The 19,194-nt window shown below is 45.3% G+C and carries 17 protein-coding genes; 1 reads left to right on the top strand and 16 read right to left on the bottom strand.

The window, feature by feature from the left end; all coding sequences use genetic code 11:
• Window positions 1-95 precede the first annotated feature (95 nt).
• From L3V37_RS12115 to nrfB, 13 genes are all read right to left on the bottom strand, one after another.
• Window positions 96-1,637: a murein L,D-transpeptidase gene (locus tag L3V37_RS12115; protein WP_064354124.1), complete on the bottom strand. Its 1,542-nt coding sequence runs from the start codon at window positions 1,635-1,637 to the stop codon at window positions 96-98.
• Window positions 1,638-1,790: 153 nt separating this feature from the next.
• Window positions 1,791-2,873 carry a DUF1513 domain-containing protein gene (locus L3V37_RS12110; protein ID WP_047103244.1) on the bottom strand — a complete coding sequence of 361 codons (1,083 nt, stop codon included), beginning with the start codon at window positions 2,871-2,873 and terminating at the stop codon, window positions 1,791-1,793.
• Window positions 2,854-3,891, bottom strand: coding sequence for an imelysin family protein (locus tag L3V37_RS12105; protein WP_237306397.1), 1,038 nt, complete (start codon window positions 3,889-3,891; stop codon window positions 2,854-2,856). Before L3V37_RS12105 ends, L3V37_RS12110 begins: the two co-directional genes overlap by 20 nt.
• Before the next feature lie 10 nt (window positions 3,892-3,901).
• Complete coding sequence (locus L3V37_RS12100) at window positions 3,902-5,284, bottom strand: di-heme oxidoredictase family protein (protein ID WP_213911109.1); 1,383 nt, start codon at window positions 5,282-5,284, stop codon at window positions 3,902-3,904.
• 92 nt (window positions 5,285-5,376) lie between these two features.
• Window positions 5,377-6,639 carry an imelysin family protein gene (locus tag L3V37_RS12095; RefSeq protein ID WP_047103250.1) on the bottom strand — a complete coding sequence of 421 codons (1,263 nt, stop codon included), beginning with the start codon at window positions 6,637-6,639 and terminating at the stop codon, window positions 5,377-5,379.
• A gap of 174 nt (window positions 6,640-6,813) precedes the next feature.
• Entirely contained in the window at window positions 6,814-7,470 is a 657-nt protein-coding gene (gene ribA / locus L3V37_RS12090; RefSeq protein WP_005376846.1) for a GTP cyclohydrolase II, read from the bottom strand.
• A 211-nt stretch (window positions 7,471-7,681) separates the two neighbouring features.
• Window positions 7,682-7,858 (bottom strand): hypothetical protein, encoded by a 177-nt coding sequence (locus tag L3V37_RS12085; RefSeq protein WP_033905773.1) that lies wholly within the window; start codon window positions 7,856-7,858, stop codon window positions 7,682-7,684.
• Between the two features lie 145 nt (window positions 7,859-8,003).
• On the bottom strand, window positions 8,004-8,414 hold the full coding sequence (nrfF, locus tag L3V37_RS12080; RefSeq protein ID WP_033905650.1) for a heme lyase NrfEFG subunit NrfF: 411 nt from the start codon (window positions 8,412-8,414) through the stop codon (window positions 8,004-8,006).
• Complete coding sequence (locus L3V37_RS12075; protein WP_033905651.1) at window positions 8,401-8,934, bottom strand: DsbE family thiol:disulfide interchange protein; 534 nt, start codon at window positions 8,932-8,934, stop codon at window positions 8,401-8,403. Before L3V37_RS12075 ends, nrfF begins: the two co-directional genes overlap by 14 nt.
• The gene (locus L3V37_RS12070) at window positions 8,912-10,819 is read right to left on the bottom strand and encodes a heme lyase CcmF/NrfE family subunit (protein ID WP_237306396.1); all 1,908 of its coding nucleotides are present in this window, start codon (window positions 10,817-10,819) and stop codon (window positions 8,912-8,914) included. Before L3V37_RS12070 ends, L3V37_RS12075 begins: the two co-directional genes overlap by 23 nt.
• A gap of 9 nt (window positions 10,820-10,828) precedes the next feature.
• Window positions 10,829-11,800, bottom strand: a complete 972-nt coding sequence (gene nrfD / locus L3V37_RS12065; protein ID WP_237306395.1) for a cytochrome c nitrite reductase subunit NrfD — start codon at window positions 11,798-11,800, stop codon at window positions 10,829-10,831.
• Entirely contained in the window at window positions 11,797-12,483 is a 687-nt protein-coding gene (gene nrfC, locus L3V37_RS12060) for a cytochrome c nitrite reductase Fe-S protein (protein WP_237306394.1), read from the bottom strand. The genes nrfD and nrfC overlap by 4 nt, the downstream gene beginning before the upstream one ends.
• Window position 12,484: 1 nt before the next feature.
• A complete protein-coding gene (gene nrfB, locus L3V37_RS12055) occupies window positions 12,485-13,087 on the bottom strand; it encodes a cytochrome c nitrite reductase pentaheme subunit (RefSeq protein ID WP_237306393.1) in 603 nt (200 codons plus the stop codon).
• Window positions 13,088-13,555: 468 nt separating this feature from the next.
• Between nrfB and nrfA the strand changes: the two genes are divergently transcribed.
• Window positions 13,556-14,965: an ammonia-forming nitrite reductase cytochrome c552 subunit gene (nrfA, locus tag L3V37_RS12050; RefSeq protein ID WP_267135811.1), complete on the top strand. Its 1,410-nt coding sequence runs from the start codon at window positions 13,556-13,558 to the stop codon at window positions 14,963-14,965.
• Window positions 14,966-15,089: 124 nt separating this feature from the next.
• Here nrfA and L3V37_RS12045 read toward each other — a convergent pair whose 3' ends face one another.
• From L3V37_RS12045 to gyrA, 3 genes are all read right to left on the bottom strand, one after another.
• Complete coding sequence (locus L3V37_RS12045) at window positions 15,090-15,644, bottom strand: hypothetical protein (RefSeq protein WP_237306391.1); 555 nt, start codon at window positions 15,642-15,644, stop codon at window positions 15,090-15,092.
• A 42-nt stretch (window positions 15,645-15,686) separates the two neighbouring features.
• Window positions 15,687-16,310, bottom strand: coding sequence for a tetratricopeptide repeat protein (locus L3V37_RS12040; RefSeq protein ID WP_237306390.1), 624 nt, complete (start codon window positions 16,308-16,310; stop codon window positions 15,687-15,689).
• 123 nt (window positions 16,311-16,433) lie between these two features.
• Complete coding sequence (gyrA, locus tag L3V37_RS12035) at window positions 16,434-19,136, bottom strand: DNA topoisomerase (ATP-hydrolyzing) subunit A (protein WP_222712498.1); 2,703 nt, start codon at window positions 19,134-19,136, stop codon at window positions 16,434-16,436.
• Window positions 19,137-19,194 lie beyond the last annotated feature (58 nt).

The following is a 19,194-nucleotide window of genomic DNA, read 5'->3' as shown; positions in this document are numbered from 1 at the left end:
TAAAACGCTCCATCTTGATTTTCAGATGCAGTAATTATTGCTTAATTATTGAACGAAAAGAGAATTCTTCGTTTTGTAAATTTTCCTTAAAGATTTCAACTGCGGTGATCGTACTTATAGATATCATCACGGTAGTAAAGCGTTCCCTCTTCCAACCATGCTGTTTGATAAATGATGTGTACTTGAATGCGCTCTCCCAAAGGAACTGACGTGTTAGACCGACGAGAACTTTCTCGCTTTTTCGCTAAACGTTCTTCCAACCCCTGAGTTTTGAACAGAAGTTCTGCTAACTGGTCTGCATGTTCTACACGAACACATCCTGAGCTGAATGCGCGTCTGTCCTGTTCAAACAAGTTCTTACTTGGCGTGTCATGCAAATAAATAGCTTGTGGGTTAGGCATATTGAACTTGTACAATCCCAGTGCATTTTGTAAGCCCGACGCCTGTCGCATACGATAAGGAAATGTTCTCGGATTCACCGTTGCCCAATTGATGGTTGTAGGGTCAATAATTTCGTTCGAAGTCCAAGACCGAATGATTTGAATGTTATGGTTAATCAAATACATCGGATTACGTTTTACTTTAGGAATAATGTCTTTAACCATGATAGTCCAAGGCACGTTCCAAGTTGGGTTGAGAATAACTGAATCCAGTGCTACCGACATGATGGGCGTTTTTCTTGATGCTCTCCCTACCACGACTTTAGACTCAAACAAGGGTTGACCGTCATGCCAATACGTGACTTCGTATCCAGGCACGTTAACAAAGACAACATTATCCCTTTCTTTCGACCAAATTCTTGAACGCTCAGAATTCAACGCCAACAGATGCAATCGCTCTTGAGGAGAAAAGTTGATCCATCGAATGGTATTCGGGCCGATAACGCCATCTTCTTTCAAACCATGAATACGCTGGAACTCTTTTATCGCAAGCTCTAATTGTTCGTCATATTCTTCAGTGACTAAATCCAAGTAAGAAACATCTACGCCTACGATCTCCATTCGCTCAATCAATAGGGGTCTGTTTTCTAATATATCGCCAACACGTGCTAGCCCAGTTTGTTGATAGGCAGGATATTGGTACTGAGAATGTTCCGATAGCGAAGAATAGGCGGAGTAGAAAGCATCATCTGTTTGTAATGGAGACCGGAGACTTGCCAAAAACTGACCAAGTTTGCCAACCGTAATCTCATTACTCAAAATCGATAAAGTATCGATGCTAGGAGCGGGTAACGTAACATGGGCTTTGTCTGTAAATAGCCAATTAATCCCTTCTTCGGGGAGTTGCTCAAGATAACTAAGGTACATCAAGAGTGAGTCTGTCATCACTAAATCGAAGTCGAGATTATCTCCCTGCCACCTTACTTGGTTTATCCGGTGAAGTTGATTTTCGAATTCATCGGTGACATCCGCAAGAGCAACCAAGTTTACTTGAAAAAGAAACTGCTCAATATCACTTTCATTTTCCCAGTTCAAACGGTAATTGGTGCTTTGATACAGTTGATCAATCACCTCTGGATAATGGATCATTTTTTCTACAGACAGCTTTTGTACCGCTCCCTCTTGCTCGACTTGCGCTGAAGCTTCGAGAGAAACGACGGTGGAAAAGCTGCAAAACGGCACCAGAAGTGCCGTCATGATTAAAACCCTAGCAAACACTGAAATGATCCTTGCGCTACTTGCCATAATAAAAAGTATGGCAAATATCTCACAGCTTGCAGGTTTAAAATTAAGAATCTGATGCCGAAAACAACAACAAAACTCTCTATAAGTAATTACTCAATGATCTTTCTAGATAATTCTCGACCAATGGTTGTCCCATTGCACTCCGCTTGCGAAGGTACTTTTTGACTCCTCTGGTCTTTGCTCTACCACTTTTCCCGCCCCAGAGCTGACTCGGAACTCATCGCCATAGACCACAACACCAGAGGCGTCTGGTAACGCACTTAGCTCTACCAATTTGCCCGTAGATTTAGACCATATACCATAACAACTGCCCGGAGGCGAAGTGGCTAAGATCCATTCATCGGTTGCTGCAATACTCGCAACGTAGTGATTGAAACGCGCCCACTCTTCAGGCTCAGCTTGAAGATCTTGCATTTCACCACCACGCGTGTGCATGGCGATCAAGGCTGGATACTCGTCCGGCTCACCACGATATTGCTGACCACAAAGCACGGTTTCCGCACCATCATGAGCTAAATGGCGAATACTCAACTTATGATCCGGTAAAGACACTTGATCCAATAGCTCCCCTTCCTGTGAAAGGTAACTCAGACTCGGTCTCATGCTATCAAGATTGAGAGGTTCACGGCCGTTGGTGTGTACGCCACCGACGCCAATCGCTAATGCGCCATCAGGCATCATGATCACTTCATGAGGACCAAGACCAAAACCCGTTAACTCATCGATCTTTTGATATTGCTTCTGCACATCATAAATACCAATGATCCCACGGCTTGTCCCCCTTTCCCCTTCTGTGGCAAATAGCAATGCGCCGTCATGGGAGTAAACGCCATGCCCATAGAAATGACGATTTGACTTTGCTAGTTGCAGTTTGATCATCTGCTCTGAGCGATAATCAAACACCATGAAGAAAGTACCTGGTCGACGACCAAAAACTACGGCGTGGCCTTGTCGGTTTGTTGCCACACCGTGACCACGTTCAGGAATCGGCAATGAAGATAGCGGCATACCATGCTCATCCGCAACCACCGCTGCATATTTATCTCGGCCAATGATAGAGCAGCCGATCAACGCAGGCTCACGTGAGCTTGTTGAAGAACAACCAAATGGCATCATAGGTGTAGCCGCCCCGAATAGAGCGGCTTTCAGCAAGGTTCGGCGGGTTTGATCAGTCACCATCGGTTGCATTAAATCCTATAACTACGCCAAGCTCGAGCGCCACTTCTTCGTGAATCAGGTACTTCAATTGCTCTAGCTTATTGTATTGAGAGAGCACCATGCGATAGCCTTCTTTTGTTTGTAGTGCAGCAAACAAGCTCTTATCTTCTGGCCAAGTTTCTAACGCCATTTCAAACTGATGAACGACACGGTCTGCGAGATCTGCATGGCCTTGCTCTCTTAATAACGCATCTAGACCATTTCCGTTAGCAAAGTACAACGCTTCCATCCCTTGAAGGTTGGCTTTTAAGTTTGAAAGCGAGGTCTCGGAACGCCACGATTCTGAGAAATACGGGCGAGGCTTACCAATCTTCGCTAGCGGTCGGCTCAACTTCTTCATGCTGTATTCAAGCTGATTCGAGAGCAGTGAAATGTACTCAGATTCCCATTCCGTCATCTCTAGCGATTTCCAAGGGTTCTCTGCCCAAGAATCCGCGATGATCTGCGCTTTGTTATCGAGGTTTTCTGCAATCGCTACGCCTGTTGCACAGGTATTGCTGTTGCTAGATAAGGTCGACGCTTTATCGTAAAGCAGCCATTCCAGAGCCCCTAAACCTTGCACGGTGACACTTTGGGTGGAGATATCTTCTGCACTCCAAGCTTGATCAGATTTCGTCAGTACAGACATTTTACGACCAGTCGTGTTCTTTTTATCTGGCCAAAACTGAACATTCCAGCTTTGCTCCAATGCCGTAGCAGGGCCACGTTCTTGACCTTGTAATGCCATCCAGGCAAGCATAGTTTGATGCCACTGCTGTTTTACTTGTGCATCATCTTTCGACTCTGATGCGCAGTAATCCGCGAAGCGCTGTTCAAGTTCTGTGGTTTGCGCTAAAAACGTCTGAGCTGATTGAAACTCGACCTCGTACACGCTTTGAGAAATATGGCTTGTACTCTCAGGCTTGGCAGAGCTCGAACCGATGGTCGATTGGCAACCAACCAAACTTAACGTTGCGGCAATCGCACTCACTAACAGTGTCTTTTTCATGGTTAGGTCCTTATAGAGAGTTCAGAAACGCAATGAGAGCATCACGTTCTTTTTTGTTCAGAGCTAAAACATTTTGTTTCGCCGTTTCAGCTTCGCCGCCGTGCCACAACACCGCTTCCATCAGGTTACGAGCGCGGCCATCATGTAGAAAGTAAGTGTGTCCGTTTACTTCTTCGGTATAACCAATGCCCCATAGCGGTGCCGTTCGCCATTCACGGCCGTTTGCTAAGTATTCCGGACGGTTATCGGCTAAGCCTTTACCCATGTCATGCAAAAGCATGTCTGTGTATGGGTGGATAAGCTGCTCAGAAAGCGCTGGTAACTCTGGTCGTTTCGCCGTTTTAACACTGGTCTTGTGGCAGCTTTCACAGCCAGACGCAGCAAAGATTTGCTGACCAAGTTTCACGTTAGGATCATTGACGTTACGGCGAATAGGTACGGCTAAGTGTTGGCTGTAAAACTCTACGAAGTCGAGAATATTTTCACTCACTTCAGGTTTGCCGCCATTTGGCATGTCGTCACAAATGCTTTGTTTCGAGGTACAGTTTTCATTTGGGAATAAATGGCTCGTAAGACCCACATCACCATTAAATGCTGCTGCATTTTGCTGCATTAGCGTCGGTTGTCCTGCTTTCCAGCCAAAGCGACCAATCGAGAAGTCGTCCTTCTCAATATCCCACACCTTATTTACTTTGCCTGAGATACCGTCTTTGTCGGCATCTTGTTCATCAGCCCAAGCAAGTAGCGTTTCGTCGGGAATACTCTCTAACAAACCAAGGCCGATCATTGGCGGTGCCACGCGTGCTGAGAACTCGGTATCTGGGTGCATATCGCCGTAACCCAGTTCGGTAATGTTCAAATGAGGTTTTCTTAGTGTCACCGTCGTACCGTCTTTAAATTTCACTGGGACATCGGTGTAAGTGATTTCGATTTTGCCTTCTGGCGTTTGATCTTGCAGGGCGAAATCTTGAAGCTGGCCACCATAAGTCGGCTCAGGTATGCCGCCATCTTTGATGTAAGCTTTCTTTTGTTCTGGCGTCATCGCAGGAATGCTTAAGCGCACTAACATAGACACGGCATGTAAATCATCTTTCTCTGGCGGATGACCACGACCGTCTTTGATGTGACAATTCTGACAACCATTGGTGTTAAAAAGCGGGCCTAAGCCATCACGAGCGTCTGTTGACGCTGGCGCTTGTACCCAAGGGTTGCGGAAAAAGCTGTTACCGACGCTAAAATCGAGGCGTTTGCTCATTGGCAAGTTAGCAGCAGGAAGAGAATAGGCATTCGCGCCGTCTTTTTTAACACTGGTTTTGCCACCGGACTTAACATCGTAAGCCATGGCAGAAGAAGAAAGGATCGCGGCTAGCGCAGAAATTAGGTATGGCTTCATATCATTGCTCTACATAGACAACAAGGGTGATAACAACGAGCTCAAACGGCAAAAGGGCTCACAAAGAGCCCTTATTTATTATGGTTTTCTTATTAAAACTCGTGGTCAGCAGTATCAGGGCTTAGGCTATCGATGCCGACAATGCTTGCCGCGCGCTCAATCGCACCGGTTTGTGCTACCAACGACATGATGGTGTCGTTTACTAGCGCGTTGCCCTGTGCGTTACCCGCTGCAATAAGTTGGTCAAAGTGCTGGTTGTTCTTCTCTGCAGAAGTCACTAGCTCACCAACTTGGCTAAGTGTTGTATCAAACTGTTTTTGAATTTCGCTCGCCGCTTTCTTATCTTTTTGAGCAACAAGATCAGCAATACTTGGACCAGATAACTCTTTGCCGTTTACACCTTTGTATGTACCTGTGTAAACGTTGTAGATGCCTTGCTCATTGTAGTAGTGAGAATTATGCGTGTTGTCTGAGAAACAATCGTGCTCGTCTTCAGTTGAGTTCGCTTCTAGTGCCACCTTCATGCGCTCACCCGCTAGCTCACCTAGAGAAAGAGAACCCATGCCGAATAGCATCTTACGAAGACCATTATCAGCAGATTCGTTTAGTAGCTCTTCACGGTAGTTACCTTTCACTTCAGCAGACCACTGCTTTTCCATCCACTCAAGGTCTTGAACCAGTAGATCAGCGGCTGCTTTTAGGTACTCACCACGACGGTCACAATGACCATTCGTACACTCAGAACCGACAACGAAATCAGTGTAAGCACGTTGACCTGCACCCGCGTTAGTGCCGTTTAGGTCTTGACCCCAAAGCAAGAATTCAATCGCGTGGTAACCTGATGCAACGTTTGCCTCAGAACCGCCTACTTCGTTTAGATCCGCTAGCAATTCTGGAGTGATTTTTGAAACGTCCAGTTTAGAAGCACCGATCTGTAGGCTAGTGTTCGCGATGATGTTGGCAGCCGCGCCCTCGTTACCCAATTCGTATTGGTAATCAGCTGCTACGTAGTCAATCAGACCTTCATCAAGTGGCCATGCGTTCAGCTGACCTTCCCAATCGTCAACAATCGCGTTACCAAAACGGAAAACTTCAGACTGTTGGTAAGGCACGCGAGAATCTAGCCAAGCTTGTTTTACTTCTTCAAGCTTTTTCGCTGATGGTGATTTTAGAAATTCGTCGATTTTTACATCAAGCGCTTTCGCTGTTGTTACTGAATCAGCAAACACAGCATGGGCAACGTCCGCGTAATGTTCGACTACTTGTTGTTTAGTTACTGTGGCAGCAACGGTAGAACCACTGGCAATGAGGAGTGATGCAGCAATAGATTGGACTAAAACTTTTTTTGCATTCATCTGAAGCATCCTTGTTGAGCTTTTCAATTATCGTATTGGTAGTGCTAATTATTCTTATTTGCACTTTGGTCTCGAGATAATACAAATTTACAATTTATTTGCAACTCCAGATACAAAAAAACCTCATAAAAATGAGGTTTTTCACAGACTTTATTATCAGTTTTATCTTTAGGATTAAACCTTTAGGTCATGTTTTCCGTGAGAGACTTTTGCCTTCAGATAATTTTCGTTGCCATCTTTGATATGTGCAGAGGTATTGACAACCTCGCCAATTTCAATTCCGTACTCAGATAACTCACGAATTTTCTTAGGATTGTTCGTCACGAGGCGGATCTTATTCACGCCTAAAGCTTCTAGCATTTGTGCTGCTTCTGTGAAATCACGCAGGTCATCATCAAAGCCCAAATGGTTGTTAGCTTCGTACGTGTTCATGCCCTGGCTTTGTAAGCGGTATGCATCGATCTTATTGTACAAACCAATACCACGACCTTCCTGACGGAGATACAAGATGATACCACCGGACTCGCCCATGCGATTGATCGTCTCTTCTAGTTGCTCACCACAGTCACAGCGTGAAGAGTGGAACACATCGCCTGTCAAACACTCAGAGTGCATACGAACTAAAGGCATGTCCTGAGTTTGGTCCGCTTGTTTAAAGATAATAGCAACATGCTCTTTGTCTGTCTTCAGACCATGGAAAGACAGAATTTCGGCATCAATGTTACTTTTTGCCCCGACTTTAAAATCTACTCTGGCACGTACTTCCGCCATATCTATACTCACTCGATTTATTGCTTGATGCGCTTGATGCGTTTTCGTTATTGCATTCATGGGATTTACTCGTTGCTCTTCAACTATGGGGACTGATACCGCATTTTGCAATATAGAGATCACAATTGAGGGCAGTTATCCACTCAAGATAGCAAAAGAGAAACACTCTCCAACTGAACAATTGTTATATTATAACAATTTAAAAAAACTACAATAAAAAACCCCAGACAAATTTTGTCTGGGGTTTCAAGAAGGTCGTTTGGTCTATCTTTTAATGGGTCTGACTGCGCTTCCAAACGGCGAGTTCAATCCAAACTGCTGCGAGTTCTTGGATTTCCTCGTCGGTCAACACGGCGAGCGTTGAAGTAACTTGAGGCAGGTTCGGTGATTGCAATGCACGAATCTGCGAATAGAAGTCTTTTTTAAGTTGTAATATAACTGAATCCACTGCGTGCACCTATTCGTTCTTTTATTACTTATCCAGCTCGAAATTTTTATTTTCTTTATACTGGAAACTTCATAAATTCGGAAAAATGATAACATTCTGCTTGTTAAGTGCACAATTTATTTTTAATAGTGGAATAACGGTCACATTAATTACGCTTCACCATTCGGATCGAATATAAGACAAAAAAGATCAAAAATAGCACAGGAAAGATCCACAACAGCGCCGTGGAATAATTTAATGGTGGTTGATACAGAACAATATTCCCATAACGAGCAACTAGATAGTCCTTTATTTCTTGATCTGAGCTGCCTTCATTGGCCATCGTATACACTTTCAACCTCAGGTCTTTAGCCGCTTGTGCATTAGACTCGACAAGGTTTTGGTTTTGACACTGCGGGCAGCGTAATGTCTTGGCTAACGAGGTTGCGCGCTGTTGCACTTCAACAGAATGAAACTCAAACAGATCAACATTCTGCTCTAAATCCGCACTTCTCGTGAAAGGGGAAAATAGTGTAAATAGGATTAATGTGAGGAGAAGATTATTAAATCGAAACATTCAAATATCCTGAAAATATATCGTTCCATTTATCTGCCGTTAACTCTCCACGATATTTGATCAATATACGACTATTTTGATCAATCAAGTAAGTTTCTGGTGTTCCTATAACGCCTAGCTCCACAGCGAGCTTTCCATTAGGGTCACTTATTACTTCAATATATGGGTTTCGTTTAGAGCTCAAATATTCACGAGCGGCTTGTTTTTGATCTCTATAATTCAGCCCAATAATAGGCACACCGAGTTCTGCTAACTGCAATAATTCTTCATGCTCTCGTTTGCATACTCCGCACCAAGATGCCCAAACATTCAATAATTTATATCCGTCGCCTTTGAACAACTGCTCAGAAACCATGTCATCAGAGATCAGAGAAGTAGAGCGAAAATTAGGTGTCTCTAAATTTCGTTGTGGGGACAATTCAACATGCGGTCGCTCAGACAAAGCCACCGCAGTTACTACTGCAAACACGGCAACAGCCACAACGAGACCTGCGAGTTTAAGCGTATTTCTCGATCGCATTGATAGCCTCTCTCCTTTTCTTTAGGCCTGTTAATAGCGCACCAAACACAGCTAGTAGCCCGCCAGACCATATCCACCAAATACCTGCGCGGTACTGAACTTTAATCGCATAAGCATGAGTATCGACTTTATCACCCAATGTCACGTAATAATCGCCATGCCATAGTGAACGAATCGCAGGCTCGGTCATATTCATCACTCGCACAGGGTAATGACGCTTTTGCGGGTTGAAATTGAGCATGCGGCCATCTTCCAAGTGTAAGGTGATCTGTCCTTGTTCCGCAGTGTAGTTTGGCCCCACCAGCCATTCGATACCATGATAATCGATAGTGATCCCCGCCCTTTGCTGAGAACTGCCGGATTCGACACGTAAATTGTGTTCATATGAGTAGTGACTGTTGAATACAGCTCCACTCACCGCCAGCGCAAAACCGATATGTGCCATCACGATTGGCATGAGTTTGCGCTTATTGGAACAACGAAACAGCATAACGAGATGCGCCACAATCACCCAAGTAGCCAATATTATGGTTAGCAATACTTCGAAATGCAGTGCGTGCACTAAGAAGATAAACCCGATCCCAGAGACAAGAGATAACGCAATACTGATCGCAATATCAGCGCTTACACTCGGCACTGTGCCTTTTGTCCATTTCAGCAGCGGCATGAAAGCTAAGGCAATCAGAGCCAGTATACTTAATGGGAAGATCAGACTATTAAAATAAGGTGCGCCAACTGAAATGTTTCCTAAACCGAGCAGTTGATAAACCATCGGATAAAAAGTGCCAAGAAAAACGATGGCAGTCGCAATAACCAGCAGCCCTTTGGCGATATAAGCAGTGTAAGCTCGGCTCGCTAGAGATTGAAGTTTGAAGCGAGGGAGTTGTTCTCCTTGCAAAATCAATACGCCAAAAGTGATGATGATAAGCAAGCTCAATACACCAAGCAGCACTAAACCCTTAGTTGGGTCCACCGCAAAAGCATGCACTGAAGTCAGCACGCCAGAGCGCACCACGAATGTCCCTAAAATGCTTAGGCTGAACGTAGCAAACGCCAGTGCATAGGTGCTCCAAATTGCGCCTCTGTTACGTGTTGCGACAACACCGCTGTGCAACAAAGCAGTACCCGTAAGCCAAGGGAGTAGAGAAGCGTTCTCCACAGGGTCCCAAAACCACCATCCGCCCCACCCTAACTCATTGTACGCCCACCATGATCCGACCAAGATACCCAACGTGAGCGTTCCCCATGCAAAAAACGCTGCGCTTCGAGCAACCACATACCAATCGCTCATCGGTTGTTTACCCAATAGCGCTGCTAATGCAAAAGCTAATATTGCTGCGTAACCGACATAACCGAGATAAAGCAATGGTGGATGAATGATAAGCCCAACATCTTGCAACATTGGGTTTAGATCTCGTCCTTCCGACGCCAATACTTGGGCATACTCGAACGGGTTAGAGGTCATTAACGTGAACCAAGCAAATGTCGCAATAAGAACGTTCATGATTCCTAAACAGTCACAAGTATATTGGGCGTTGAGCGGTGACTTAAATGCAATAAACGACGCCCATAAACTCAAGGTGACGACCCAAAACAACATGGAGCCTTGGTGCCCGCCCCAAGCGGCAGCAATTTTGAACGCTACGGGAAGTTGACTGTTGGAATGCGTAACAACATATTCCAACGCGAAGTTGTCTTGCACGAAGCAGACGATCAGAAGTGCTAAACAAATGAAGGAAGCTAAGCTAATGATGTGGGACATCGCGACTTGATGCGGCAATGTCGCCTTCTTACTCATAGCACGACGTAGCCAATGCAGCAACGATGCACAAGTCGATGTTACAGCCACCAATATCAGTAAGAAGAACCCTAGCTCAGCTTCCATTTATCCCCCTTACACTATGGTCATTTGACCGGCATAGAGAATGAAAGTACGCAGCATAAGTACGCCAACCAAGCTCAACGTCGTGACCACAAAAACGTAACTGCCTCTGTGGCGCACTTCAGAAGGCGTCAACCAATTGAGAGTCAAAGGCGTTATCATGCCGATGAACACTACCCCAACCCAGAACCATTGAGCCCAGAATCCACTCGAAATAGCATTCCAAGCCGCGACTTCGTTCTGACCACCGCTGAAGATCAGTCCAGTAAAGAATGTCACTAAGACAAACAACTCAAACAACACTACTGGGCGTTCAAATCCGTGCACCCAAGACACACTTGGGCTGCTGGTCGACTCTTTAAACACCAAAATGCCGAACATCAAGCATGCTGCTGCACCCGAGGACAAACTAGAGAACAGGAACAAGATTGGCAGTACTGGATTGTTTAGCATTGGGTAAGTCTTCAATGCAGACAATAGAAAGCCAGTGTACGCTGCAAGCACGATGGCTAAGAAGCCCAAGAACAATTCAATTGCGTTGTTGGCTTTTCCCGCCTTAATCAAAATACCATCGGCAAAATCCAGCAGCTTGCTTGGTAACTTCCCTTCACCGAAGCTGATGATTTGATGGCGGAAGATAACGCCGATCCAAACAAACAGCACTAGCATGTACACTTGGAACAAGATCACGCCCATCGACATCACCGACGTTGGGTTGTAGTAGATCATGATCTTCCAAAACTCTAAAGGCTTGGTTAAATGGAAAATCAAAATTACCAACCCAGCAATGATGCCAAATGGCGCAAGCCAAGCCATCGCTTTCATGATGCCGTTGTTTGCGGGATCACCTTCAATCACTTTGCGTTTTAAATAGATAGAAATCATCACCGCACCTGCTGACATCCCAGCAAGGAATAAGTAAATCGCGATGATCCAATCCCAGACTAGTGAGTCAAAGTGGAATGCACTTTCGAAGCCGTTCATGATGACACCTCCCCTTTGCTATGCGGAATTTTGTACAGTTTAGGTTGCGTACCTAAATGCGATTTATCGCGATAGACAACATGGCTTTCGATAGCTTTGCTCACCTCGCTAGTTGGGTCATTCAAATCACCAAAGATGAGTGCTTTTGTTGGGCAAGATTCCACGCAAGCTGGCTGCTTACCTTGCGCTAGGTTGGTATCACGGCAGAAGTTACATTTATCCGCAGAGTGATCGGCTGGATTAAAGAAGCGCACTTGGTAAGGGCAAGCGGCAAGGCAATAACCACATCCGACACATTTCTCTTTGTGCACATCCACGATGCCGGTCGCTTCATCTTTGTGTGCAGCGCCTGTTGGACAAACGTACACACATGGTGGGTTATCACAGTGCTGACAGGATTCGCGAGTAAACTGGTATTCCACATCTGGAAATTCGCCAATCGGTTCACTGCGATGAATTTTAAGTCGCGTTACGCCTTCAGGGACTTTATTTACTTCGCGACAAGCATCGGTACAAGCGGTACAGCCAATACAGGCATTTTCATCATGAATCATACCCATGCGTTTCGCTTGTTCACTGTTGCTGGCATAGAGAGAGGAGCTAACAACGGAAGTGCCTGCAACGCCTGTAGTTAAAATCAACGCGCCGCTGCCGGCTAAAAAGTTTCTTCTCGAACATTTCATGCTATCTCTCCTCTTCTTTGGCAAGTTCAGGTTCGACGGCAAATTCAGAGTGACAATCCACACACTGCTTGATCAGTTGTTTTCTGTCGTACGACAACGCTTTGGTTTTCGCTGCGTGTACATCGTGGCAATTTGAACAAGTGAGGTTTTTGGCGTGCACATCGTGCGTCCAGTGGCTTTCTCTCAGCTGTGTCGGTGCGTGGCAATCCACACATTGGCTGTTGGCTTTAAGAATCATGCTTGGATCAAGGAACACTTTGTCGTGTACCTCTTTCGATTGCGAGGCAGAAAACTTAATTACATCAGGCGAGCCTTCACGGTGTTCAGGGCCGATGTTGCTATGGCAGTTAGTGCAATTGAGCTGCTTACCTTGACTCAATAACGCTTGCGAATCATGCGATAGGTTCAGAGTCTCTTTTGCATCCTTATGACATTGCAGACACTTGTAGTCTCGGTCACGGATCAACTCGACTTGATGACGCTCAGCTTGAGCACCTTCAATCGGCTCTGAAGAAGTCGCATGGGCGGCGATGGAGAAACCATAGATGGCAAAGACGAAGAGAAGTTTCAGCATTGTCTCTATGGTCAATTTTATATTGCCCATATTGTTCTTTCCTTAGCTCGATAATAATTGATAACTATTCTCAATTATTTATTTGAGCGACAATTAATTTCCTCTGAAGATATTTTTTAGATCTTCAAATGACATCAATTCTTATTTCGGAAAGCCACAACGCTAAACCTATATTTATAATACCTCTATTATTCATAAGGGGTAGAAACGCCTGCTCAAAAAGCGAACTAAATCACCCTATTTTTAAAAAGGTTAAAAACCCAAAGCATTGCAGAACAACGACTTAACAACTACCACTTTAGGGGTATATAAATTCAAACATGACTGAGATCACTGGTGTAAATTGATCTAAAACAAGACAAGATTCACTCACTATTTCATCTATCTAATTAAGCCATATTATTAATCGTAGATCTCCAGTTCTTATTTGGAATAGCTTCTCACAACGCTGCTAATAAAAACGAATATGGAGATAACACCGTGAGCATAAAACACTGGATGAGCGCACCTATCGCGGTTGCGACCTTATTCGCCAGCCAATTATTTTTGGTCGGCGCTTCGTTGGCGGCAGAAGAAAAAGGCCTCATCGATCCTCGAAATGACGCCTTTGAACAGAACCATCCCGACCAATACCACTCTTGGAAAGCAACATCCGAAAGTGAGCACATTGAAGATGCTCTAAGTGAAGACCCAAACATGGTGATCTTATGGGCTGGCTACGGCTTCGCAAAAGACTACAACAAAGCGCGCGGTCACTTTTACGCACTTGATGATGTTCGTCAAACCTTACGTACCGGCGCACCAACCGACGAGAAGTCCGGGCCTATGCCAATGGCCTGTTGGAGCTGTAAAAGCCCTGACGTTGCTCGCGTGATTGATGAACGTGGTGAAGACGGTTATTTCGAAGGTAAATGGGCACGCTTAGGCTCAGAAATCGTCAACCCTATCGGTTGTTCCGATTGCCACAACACAGGCTCTGAAGCCTTCAAGAAAGGCGAACCTGCGCTAGCACTGACTCGCCCATACGTCGAGCGTGCTTTTGATACTATTGGTAAAAACTTTGATGAACAGTCTCGCCTAGATAAGCAAGCATCGGTCTGCGCTCAATGTCACGTTGAATACTACTTCACCGGCCCAACTAAAGCGGTTAAATTCCCATGGGATATGGGCACCACCGTTAATGACATGGAGAAATACTACGACGCATCGAATTTCAAAGATTGGACGCATGCCGTATCTAAAGCGCCGATGCTAAAAGCGCAACATCCAGGTTTCGAAACTTGGAGAGCGGGTATTCATGGTAAAAACAAAGTGGTGTGTGTGGACTGCCACATGCCTAAAGTGACCAAGGAAGACGGTACGGTGTACACAGACCACAAAGTGGGTAACCCATTTGATCGTTTTGAAGACACCTGTGCGCAATGCCATACCCAAACTAAAGAGCAGCTACAAGGCATCGTCTCGACTCGCAAAGCGCAAGTACTGAACATGAAGCTAACCGCCGAGAAGCAAATCGTAGCGGCACACTTTGAAGCAGGCGCAGCGTGGAAAGCAGGTGCAACAGAAGCAGAGATGGAACCTATCCTACAAGATATTCGCCATGCACAATGGCGTTGGGACTACGCGATTGCTTCTCACGGTGTCCACATGCATGCTCCTGAGATAGCACTTGAAGTACTAGGTACTGCAGTTGATCGCGCTGCTGACGCCCGTACCAAATTGGTTCGTTTATTGGCAACCAAAGGCATTACTGACCCTGTTCAAATTCCAGATATCTCGACCAAAGCGAAAGCACAACAAGCACTGGGCATGGATATGGATAAGATGAACGCAGACAAGAAACACTTCCTAGAAACGGTGGCACCAGAATGGGATAAAGCAGCAGCTGAACGCGAAGCCACGTATTAGTCTCACTGGCAGAGGTTAATTTATAGATACAACAAGGGGGCGTACTGAACGCCCCTTTTTTTTTGTTTCTTTGTTATCTTTATTTCTTCATCCTCGATTCTATCGAGAGACAAAATCGAATGTACTAGCGACGAGGAAGCCTCGGCCTCGGTTGAATATTTGGACGTGCCTTAGGCATCTGCACATTTGGACGAGCAACTGGGCGTTGGATCTTCGTTTCCGCTAATGCTTTTCTTTGTTGAACCTTTTCTTTTACCGCTTTGTCTTGTAAAGCCGCTGGCTCAATACGCTCCGGACGATTCTCCCATTTGGTTTGAATCTCTTGCTTTTGCTCGTCAGGCAATGATTGCCAATGATCGTCGAGTTGGCTTTTCATGTTATCGATATTGGCGGACATATCATCGTCCTTCCAATCCTCGACTTTGTCTTTGATGGATTGCTGTTGGTCTTCATCTAAACCATTCCACCACTCTTCCAGTTTCTCTTTGTATTCATCGTCGTTGTCGCAACAACCCGGATAGTAATAAATCCAGTAGTCGTCATGATCGTACCACCACGGATCGTAATAACCTGAAGAATAATAAACCGAAGAGGAAGAACCAGAATGATCGGAAGAGCTACAACCCGCCAATACAGAGCCGCACAGCAAAACCAATATGCTTAGTGCCTTATTTTTCATTCGTTGCCCACCTTTCCCTCTACTGCTTATTAAATTGTACGCTTACAACAGCTCTTTTGCTTTGTTAATAGAGTTAATGATTTGCACCCTATCTAAATTTGGATCATCAGAATCTAATAATAGTACCCAGGCATCAATCGCTTCCTGAAAGCGGAATGACAGAAAATGGTCATTTGCGATCAAAGACAAAGCCGCTTCATTATGCGGTTCTATCTGTAGAGCTTGTTCCAGAAGCAGGCTGACTTCTTGCGTCATAGATTGTTGGTGGATGTAGTATAAAGTGGTCGCCTTTGCAGCAAGTTGCGTGGCACTGACAGGTTCAGTCAGTTGGATCGCGTAGTCAAAACAAATCAACGCACCGTCAAATTCACCCTCTAGTAGGTAGCCCTGCCCGAGTTGGAACCACAATTCAGCGTTGTTTGGATCCTCTCGCAACTGGTCTTGAATCTCTTGCATGATGTCACGAGCAGTCATCATACGTGACATTTCTGCCTGCATTGGTTGAGGCGGAGTTTGACGCAGCAATAAGAAGCTTGCACTGGTTATGACAAGCACTAACAGACAAAAGCCGAACCATTGCGCAGGTTTAACTTTTGATGCACTCAGTGATAAGAGGACAATGAACAAGCCCATCAAGGAGATGGCAACAAAAAACCAAATAGACATAAAGCAACCTATGAATAAAGATAACGCCAGTGTACTGGTTTCCGACTTTCATTGCGTTGATACAGATACAAAAAAGCCGAGCAACTAAGGCTCGGCTTTTCATATCAGGATAACGATGTAAGATTACTCTTCGTTACCTTCCTCTGCATCATCAGCAGCAGGAGCTTCTGAAGCGTCTTGCTGCGTATTTTCGTCTGTTGACTCTAACGCTTCTGCATCTTCATCATCAACTTCTTCAATACGTTGCAAACCAACAACTGATTCATCTTCCGCAGTACGGATAAGCGTTACACCTTGTGTGTTACGACCAACCTGGCTAACTTCACCCACACGAGTACGTACTAACGTGCCAGCGTCGGTGATCATCATCATTTCATCACCTTCAACAACCTGGATAGCACCAACTACCGGGCCATTTCGCTCAGAAACTTTGATAGAAACTACACCTTGAGTGCCACGACCTTTTGTCGGGTACTCGCTAAGTGCTGTGCGTTTACCATAACCGTTTTCTGTAACCGTTAGGATGTCGCCTTCGTGCGAAGGAACAATAAGTGATACAACTTGGTCATTTTCAGCCAGTTTCATACCACGAACACCAGAGGCGGTACGCCCCATAGGACGAACACCTTTAAACTTGATCTCTGGCTGACCATTCTCATCAAGAACTGGTTTACCATTTTCATCAAGTACTGGAATCTCTTCTGCTTCTTTAAAGCGAACCACTTTACCCGCTTTAGAGAATAGCATGATTTCGTTTTCGCCGTTAGTGATATCTACACCAATTAACGAATCATCTTCACGTAAGTTTACTGCAATCAGGCCATTTGAACGAACATTTGCAAACTGGTTCAACGGCGTTTTCTTAACCGTACCGTCACCTGTTGCCATGAAGATGAATTTGTCTTCAGAGAATTCATCAACACGTAGAATCGCGGTAATGCGCTCACCTTCTTCGAGTGGAAGGATGTTTACGATTGGCTTACCACGCGCAGTACGGCTCGCTAGAGGCAATTGGTAAACTTTCAGGCGGTATGTCTTGCCACGAGTAGAGAAACACAAGATGTTATCGTGGGTATTCGCCACTAGAAGACGCTCGATATGGTCTTCATCTTTCATCTTAGTTGCACTCTTACCTTTACCACCACGGCGCTGTGACTCGTAGTCGCTCAGTACTTGGTACTTAACGTAACCACCGTGAGATAGAGTAACTACAACGTCTTCACGTGCGATCAGCTCTTCCATGTCAATATCATGGCTCGCAGCTGTGATTTCTGTACGACGAGCGTCACCAAAGCCGTCACGAACCGCTTCAAGTTCCTCACGGATAACTTCCATCAAACGCTCAGTGCTCGCAAGGATATGCATGAGTTCAGCGATTTCTTCTAGAAGTGTTTTGTATTCGCCAAGAATCTTCTCGTGTTCTAGACCTGTTAGTTTATGTAAACGTAGATCTAGGATAGCTTGTGCTTGTTGCTCAGTCAGGAAGTACTGACCATCACGAATACCGTATTCAGGCTCTAGCCATTCAGGGCGCGCAGCATCTGTACCAGCACGCTCTAGCATTGCTGAAACGTTGCCTAAATCCCAACCACGAGCGATAAGACCCGCTTTTGCTTCAGCCGGTGTAGGTGCCTTACGGATAAGCTCAATGATTTCATCAATGTTAGCAAGCGCTAGAGCTAAACCTTCAAGGATATGAGCACGTTCACGCGCTTTACGCAGTTCGAAGATAGTACGACGTGTCACAACTTCACGACGGTGATCAACGAAGCACTTCAACATATCTTTTAGGTTGAATAGCTGTGGCTGGCCATTGTTTAGGGCCACCATGTTGATACCGAAAGTGGTTTGCAGCTGAGTCTGAGCGTAAAGGTTGTTTAGAACTACTTCGCCCACAGCATCGCGCTTACACTCAATAACAATGCGCATACCGTCTTTATCTGACTCGTCGCGCAGTGCACTGATGCCTTCTACTTTCTTATCTTTAACTAGCTCAGCGATCTTTTCGATCAAGCGAGCTTTGTTCACCTGGTAAGGAATTTCAGTGACGATAATGGTCTCTTTACCATTCTTCTCCACTTCGATGTCCGCTTTCGAACGCATGTAGATTTTGCCACGACCTGTTTTGTACGCGTCTACAATGCCTTTACGACCGCTGATAAGCGCCGCCGTTGGGAAATCAGGACCAGGAATGTAATCCATTAGTTCATCAATAGTGATTTCTTCATTATTGATGTATGCAAGACAGCCATCAATCACTTCGCCAAGGTTATGAGGCGGGATGTTGGTTGCCATACCTACTGCGATACCAGAAGCACCGTTAACCAATAGGTTTGGAATTTTAGTTGGAAGAACCGCTGGGATCTGCTCAGTACCGTCGTAGTTTGGTACGTAGTCTACGGTTTCTTTGTCTAGGTCAGCCAATAGTTCATGGGCAATTTTTGCCATTCGAACTTCGGTGTAACGCATTGCCGCAGCAGAGTCGCCATCGATCGAGCCAAAGTTACCTTGACCATCGACCAGCATGTAACGAAGCGAGAACGGCTGAGCCATACGTACGATTGTGTCGTACACAGCACTATCACCGTGTGGGTGATATTTACCGATTACGTCGCCGACAACACGGGCTGATTTTTTATATGGTTTGTTCCAATCGTTGCCTAGTACGTTCATCGCGAATAAAACGCGGCGGTGTACTGGTTTTAGGCCATCACGCACATCTGGAAGAGCACGACCCACGATGACTGACATCGCATAGTCTAGGTATGAACCTCTAAGCTCATCTTCAATGTTTACGGGCGTGATCTCTTTAGCTAAATCGCTCATAGAGCCATTATCCCTCTATTATCTGATCGTAATTACGATACGTGTAAGGTGCAAAAAT

The sequence above is a fragment of the Vibrio sp. D54 genome (assembly GCF_021728075.1).
In the GTDB taxonomy this organism is placed as follows: Bacteria; Pseudomonadota; Gammaproteobacteria; order Enterobacterales; family Vibrionaceae; genus Vibrio; species Vibrio alginolyticus.
This window is presented reverse-complemented; position numbering and strand designations above follow the sequence as displayed.

Bases quoted from the DNA above. Each gene is read 5' to 3' on its own strand.
- L3V37_RS12110 (WP_047103244.1), bottom strand. From the start codon at position 2,873: ATGCAACCGATGGTGACTGATCAAACCCGCCGAACCTTGCTGAAAGCC.
- L3V37_RS12100 (WP_213911109.1), bottom strand. From the start codon at position 5,284: ATGAAGCCATACCTAATTTCTGCGCTAGCCGCGATCCTTTCTTCTTCT.
- L3V37_RS12040 (WP_237306390.1), bottom strand. From the start codon at position 16,310: ATGTCTATTTGGTTTTTTGTTGCCATCTCCTTGATGGGCTTGTTCATT.
- nrfD (WP_237306395.1), bottom strand. From the start codon at position 11,800: ATGAACGGCTTCGAAAGTGCATTCCACTTTGACTCACTAGTCTGGGAT.
- L3V37_RS12095 (WP_047103250.1), bottom strand. From the start codon at position 6,639: ATGAATGCAAAAAAAGTTTTAGTCCAATCTATTGCTGCATCACTCCTC.
- L3V37_RS12105 (WP_237306397.1), bottom strand. From the start codon at position 3,891: ATGAAAAAGACACTGTTAGTGAGTGCGATTGCCGCAACGTTAAGTTTG.
- gyrA (WP_222712498.1), bottom strand. From the start codon at position 19,136: ATGAGCGATTTAGCTAAAGAGATCACGCCCGTAAACATTGAAGATGAG.
- L3V37_RS12070 (WP_237306396.1), bottom strand. From the start codon at position 10,819: ATGGAAGCTGAGCTAGGGTTCTTCTTACTGATATTGGTGGCTGTAACA.
- nrfA (WP_267135811.1), top strand. From the start codon at position 13,556: ATGAGCGCACCTATCGCGGTTGCGACCTTATTCGCCAGCCAATTATTT.
- nrfB (WP_237306393.1), bottom strand. From the start codon at position 13,087: ATGGGCAATATAAAATTGACCATAGAGACAATGCTGAAACTTCTCTTC.
- ribA (WP_005376846.1), bottom strand. From the start codon at position 7,470: ATGAATGCAATAACGAAAACGCATCAAGCGCATCAAGCAATAAATCGA.
- nrfF (WP_033905650.1), bottom strand. From the start codon at position 8,414: ATGTTTCGATTTAATAATCTTCTCCTCACATTAATCCTATTTACACTA.
- L3V37_RS12045 (WP_237306391.1), bottom strand. From the start codon at position 15,644: ATGAAAAATAAGGCACTAAGCATATTGGTTTTGCTGTGCGGCTCTGTA.
- L3V37_RS12115 (WP_064354124.1), bottom strand. From the start codon at position 1,637: ATGACGGCACTTCTGGTGCCGTTTTGCAGCTTTTCCACCGTCGTTTCT.
- nrfC (WP_237306394.1), bottom strand. From the start codon at position 12,483: ATGAAATGTTCGAGAAGAAACTTTTTAGCCGGCAGCGGCGCGTTGATT.
- L3V37_RS12075 (WP_033905651.1), bottom strand. From the start codon at position 8,934: ATGCGATCGAGAAATACGCTTAAACTCGCAGGTCTCGTTGTGGCTGTT.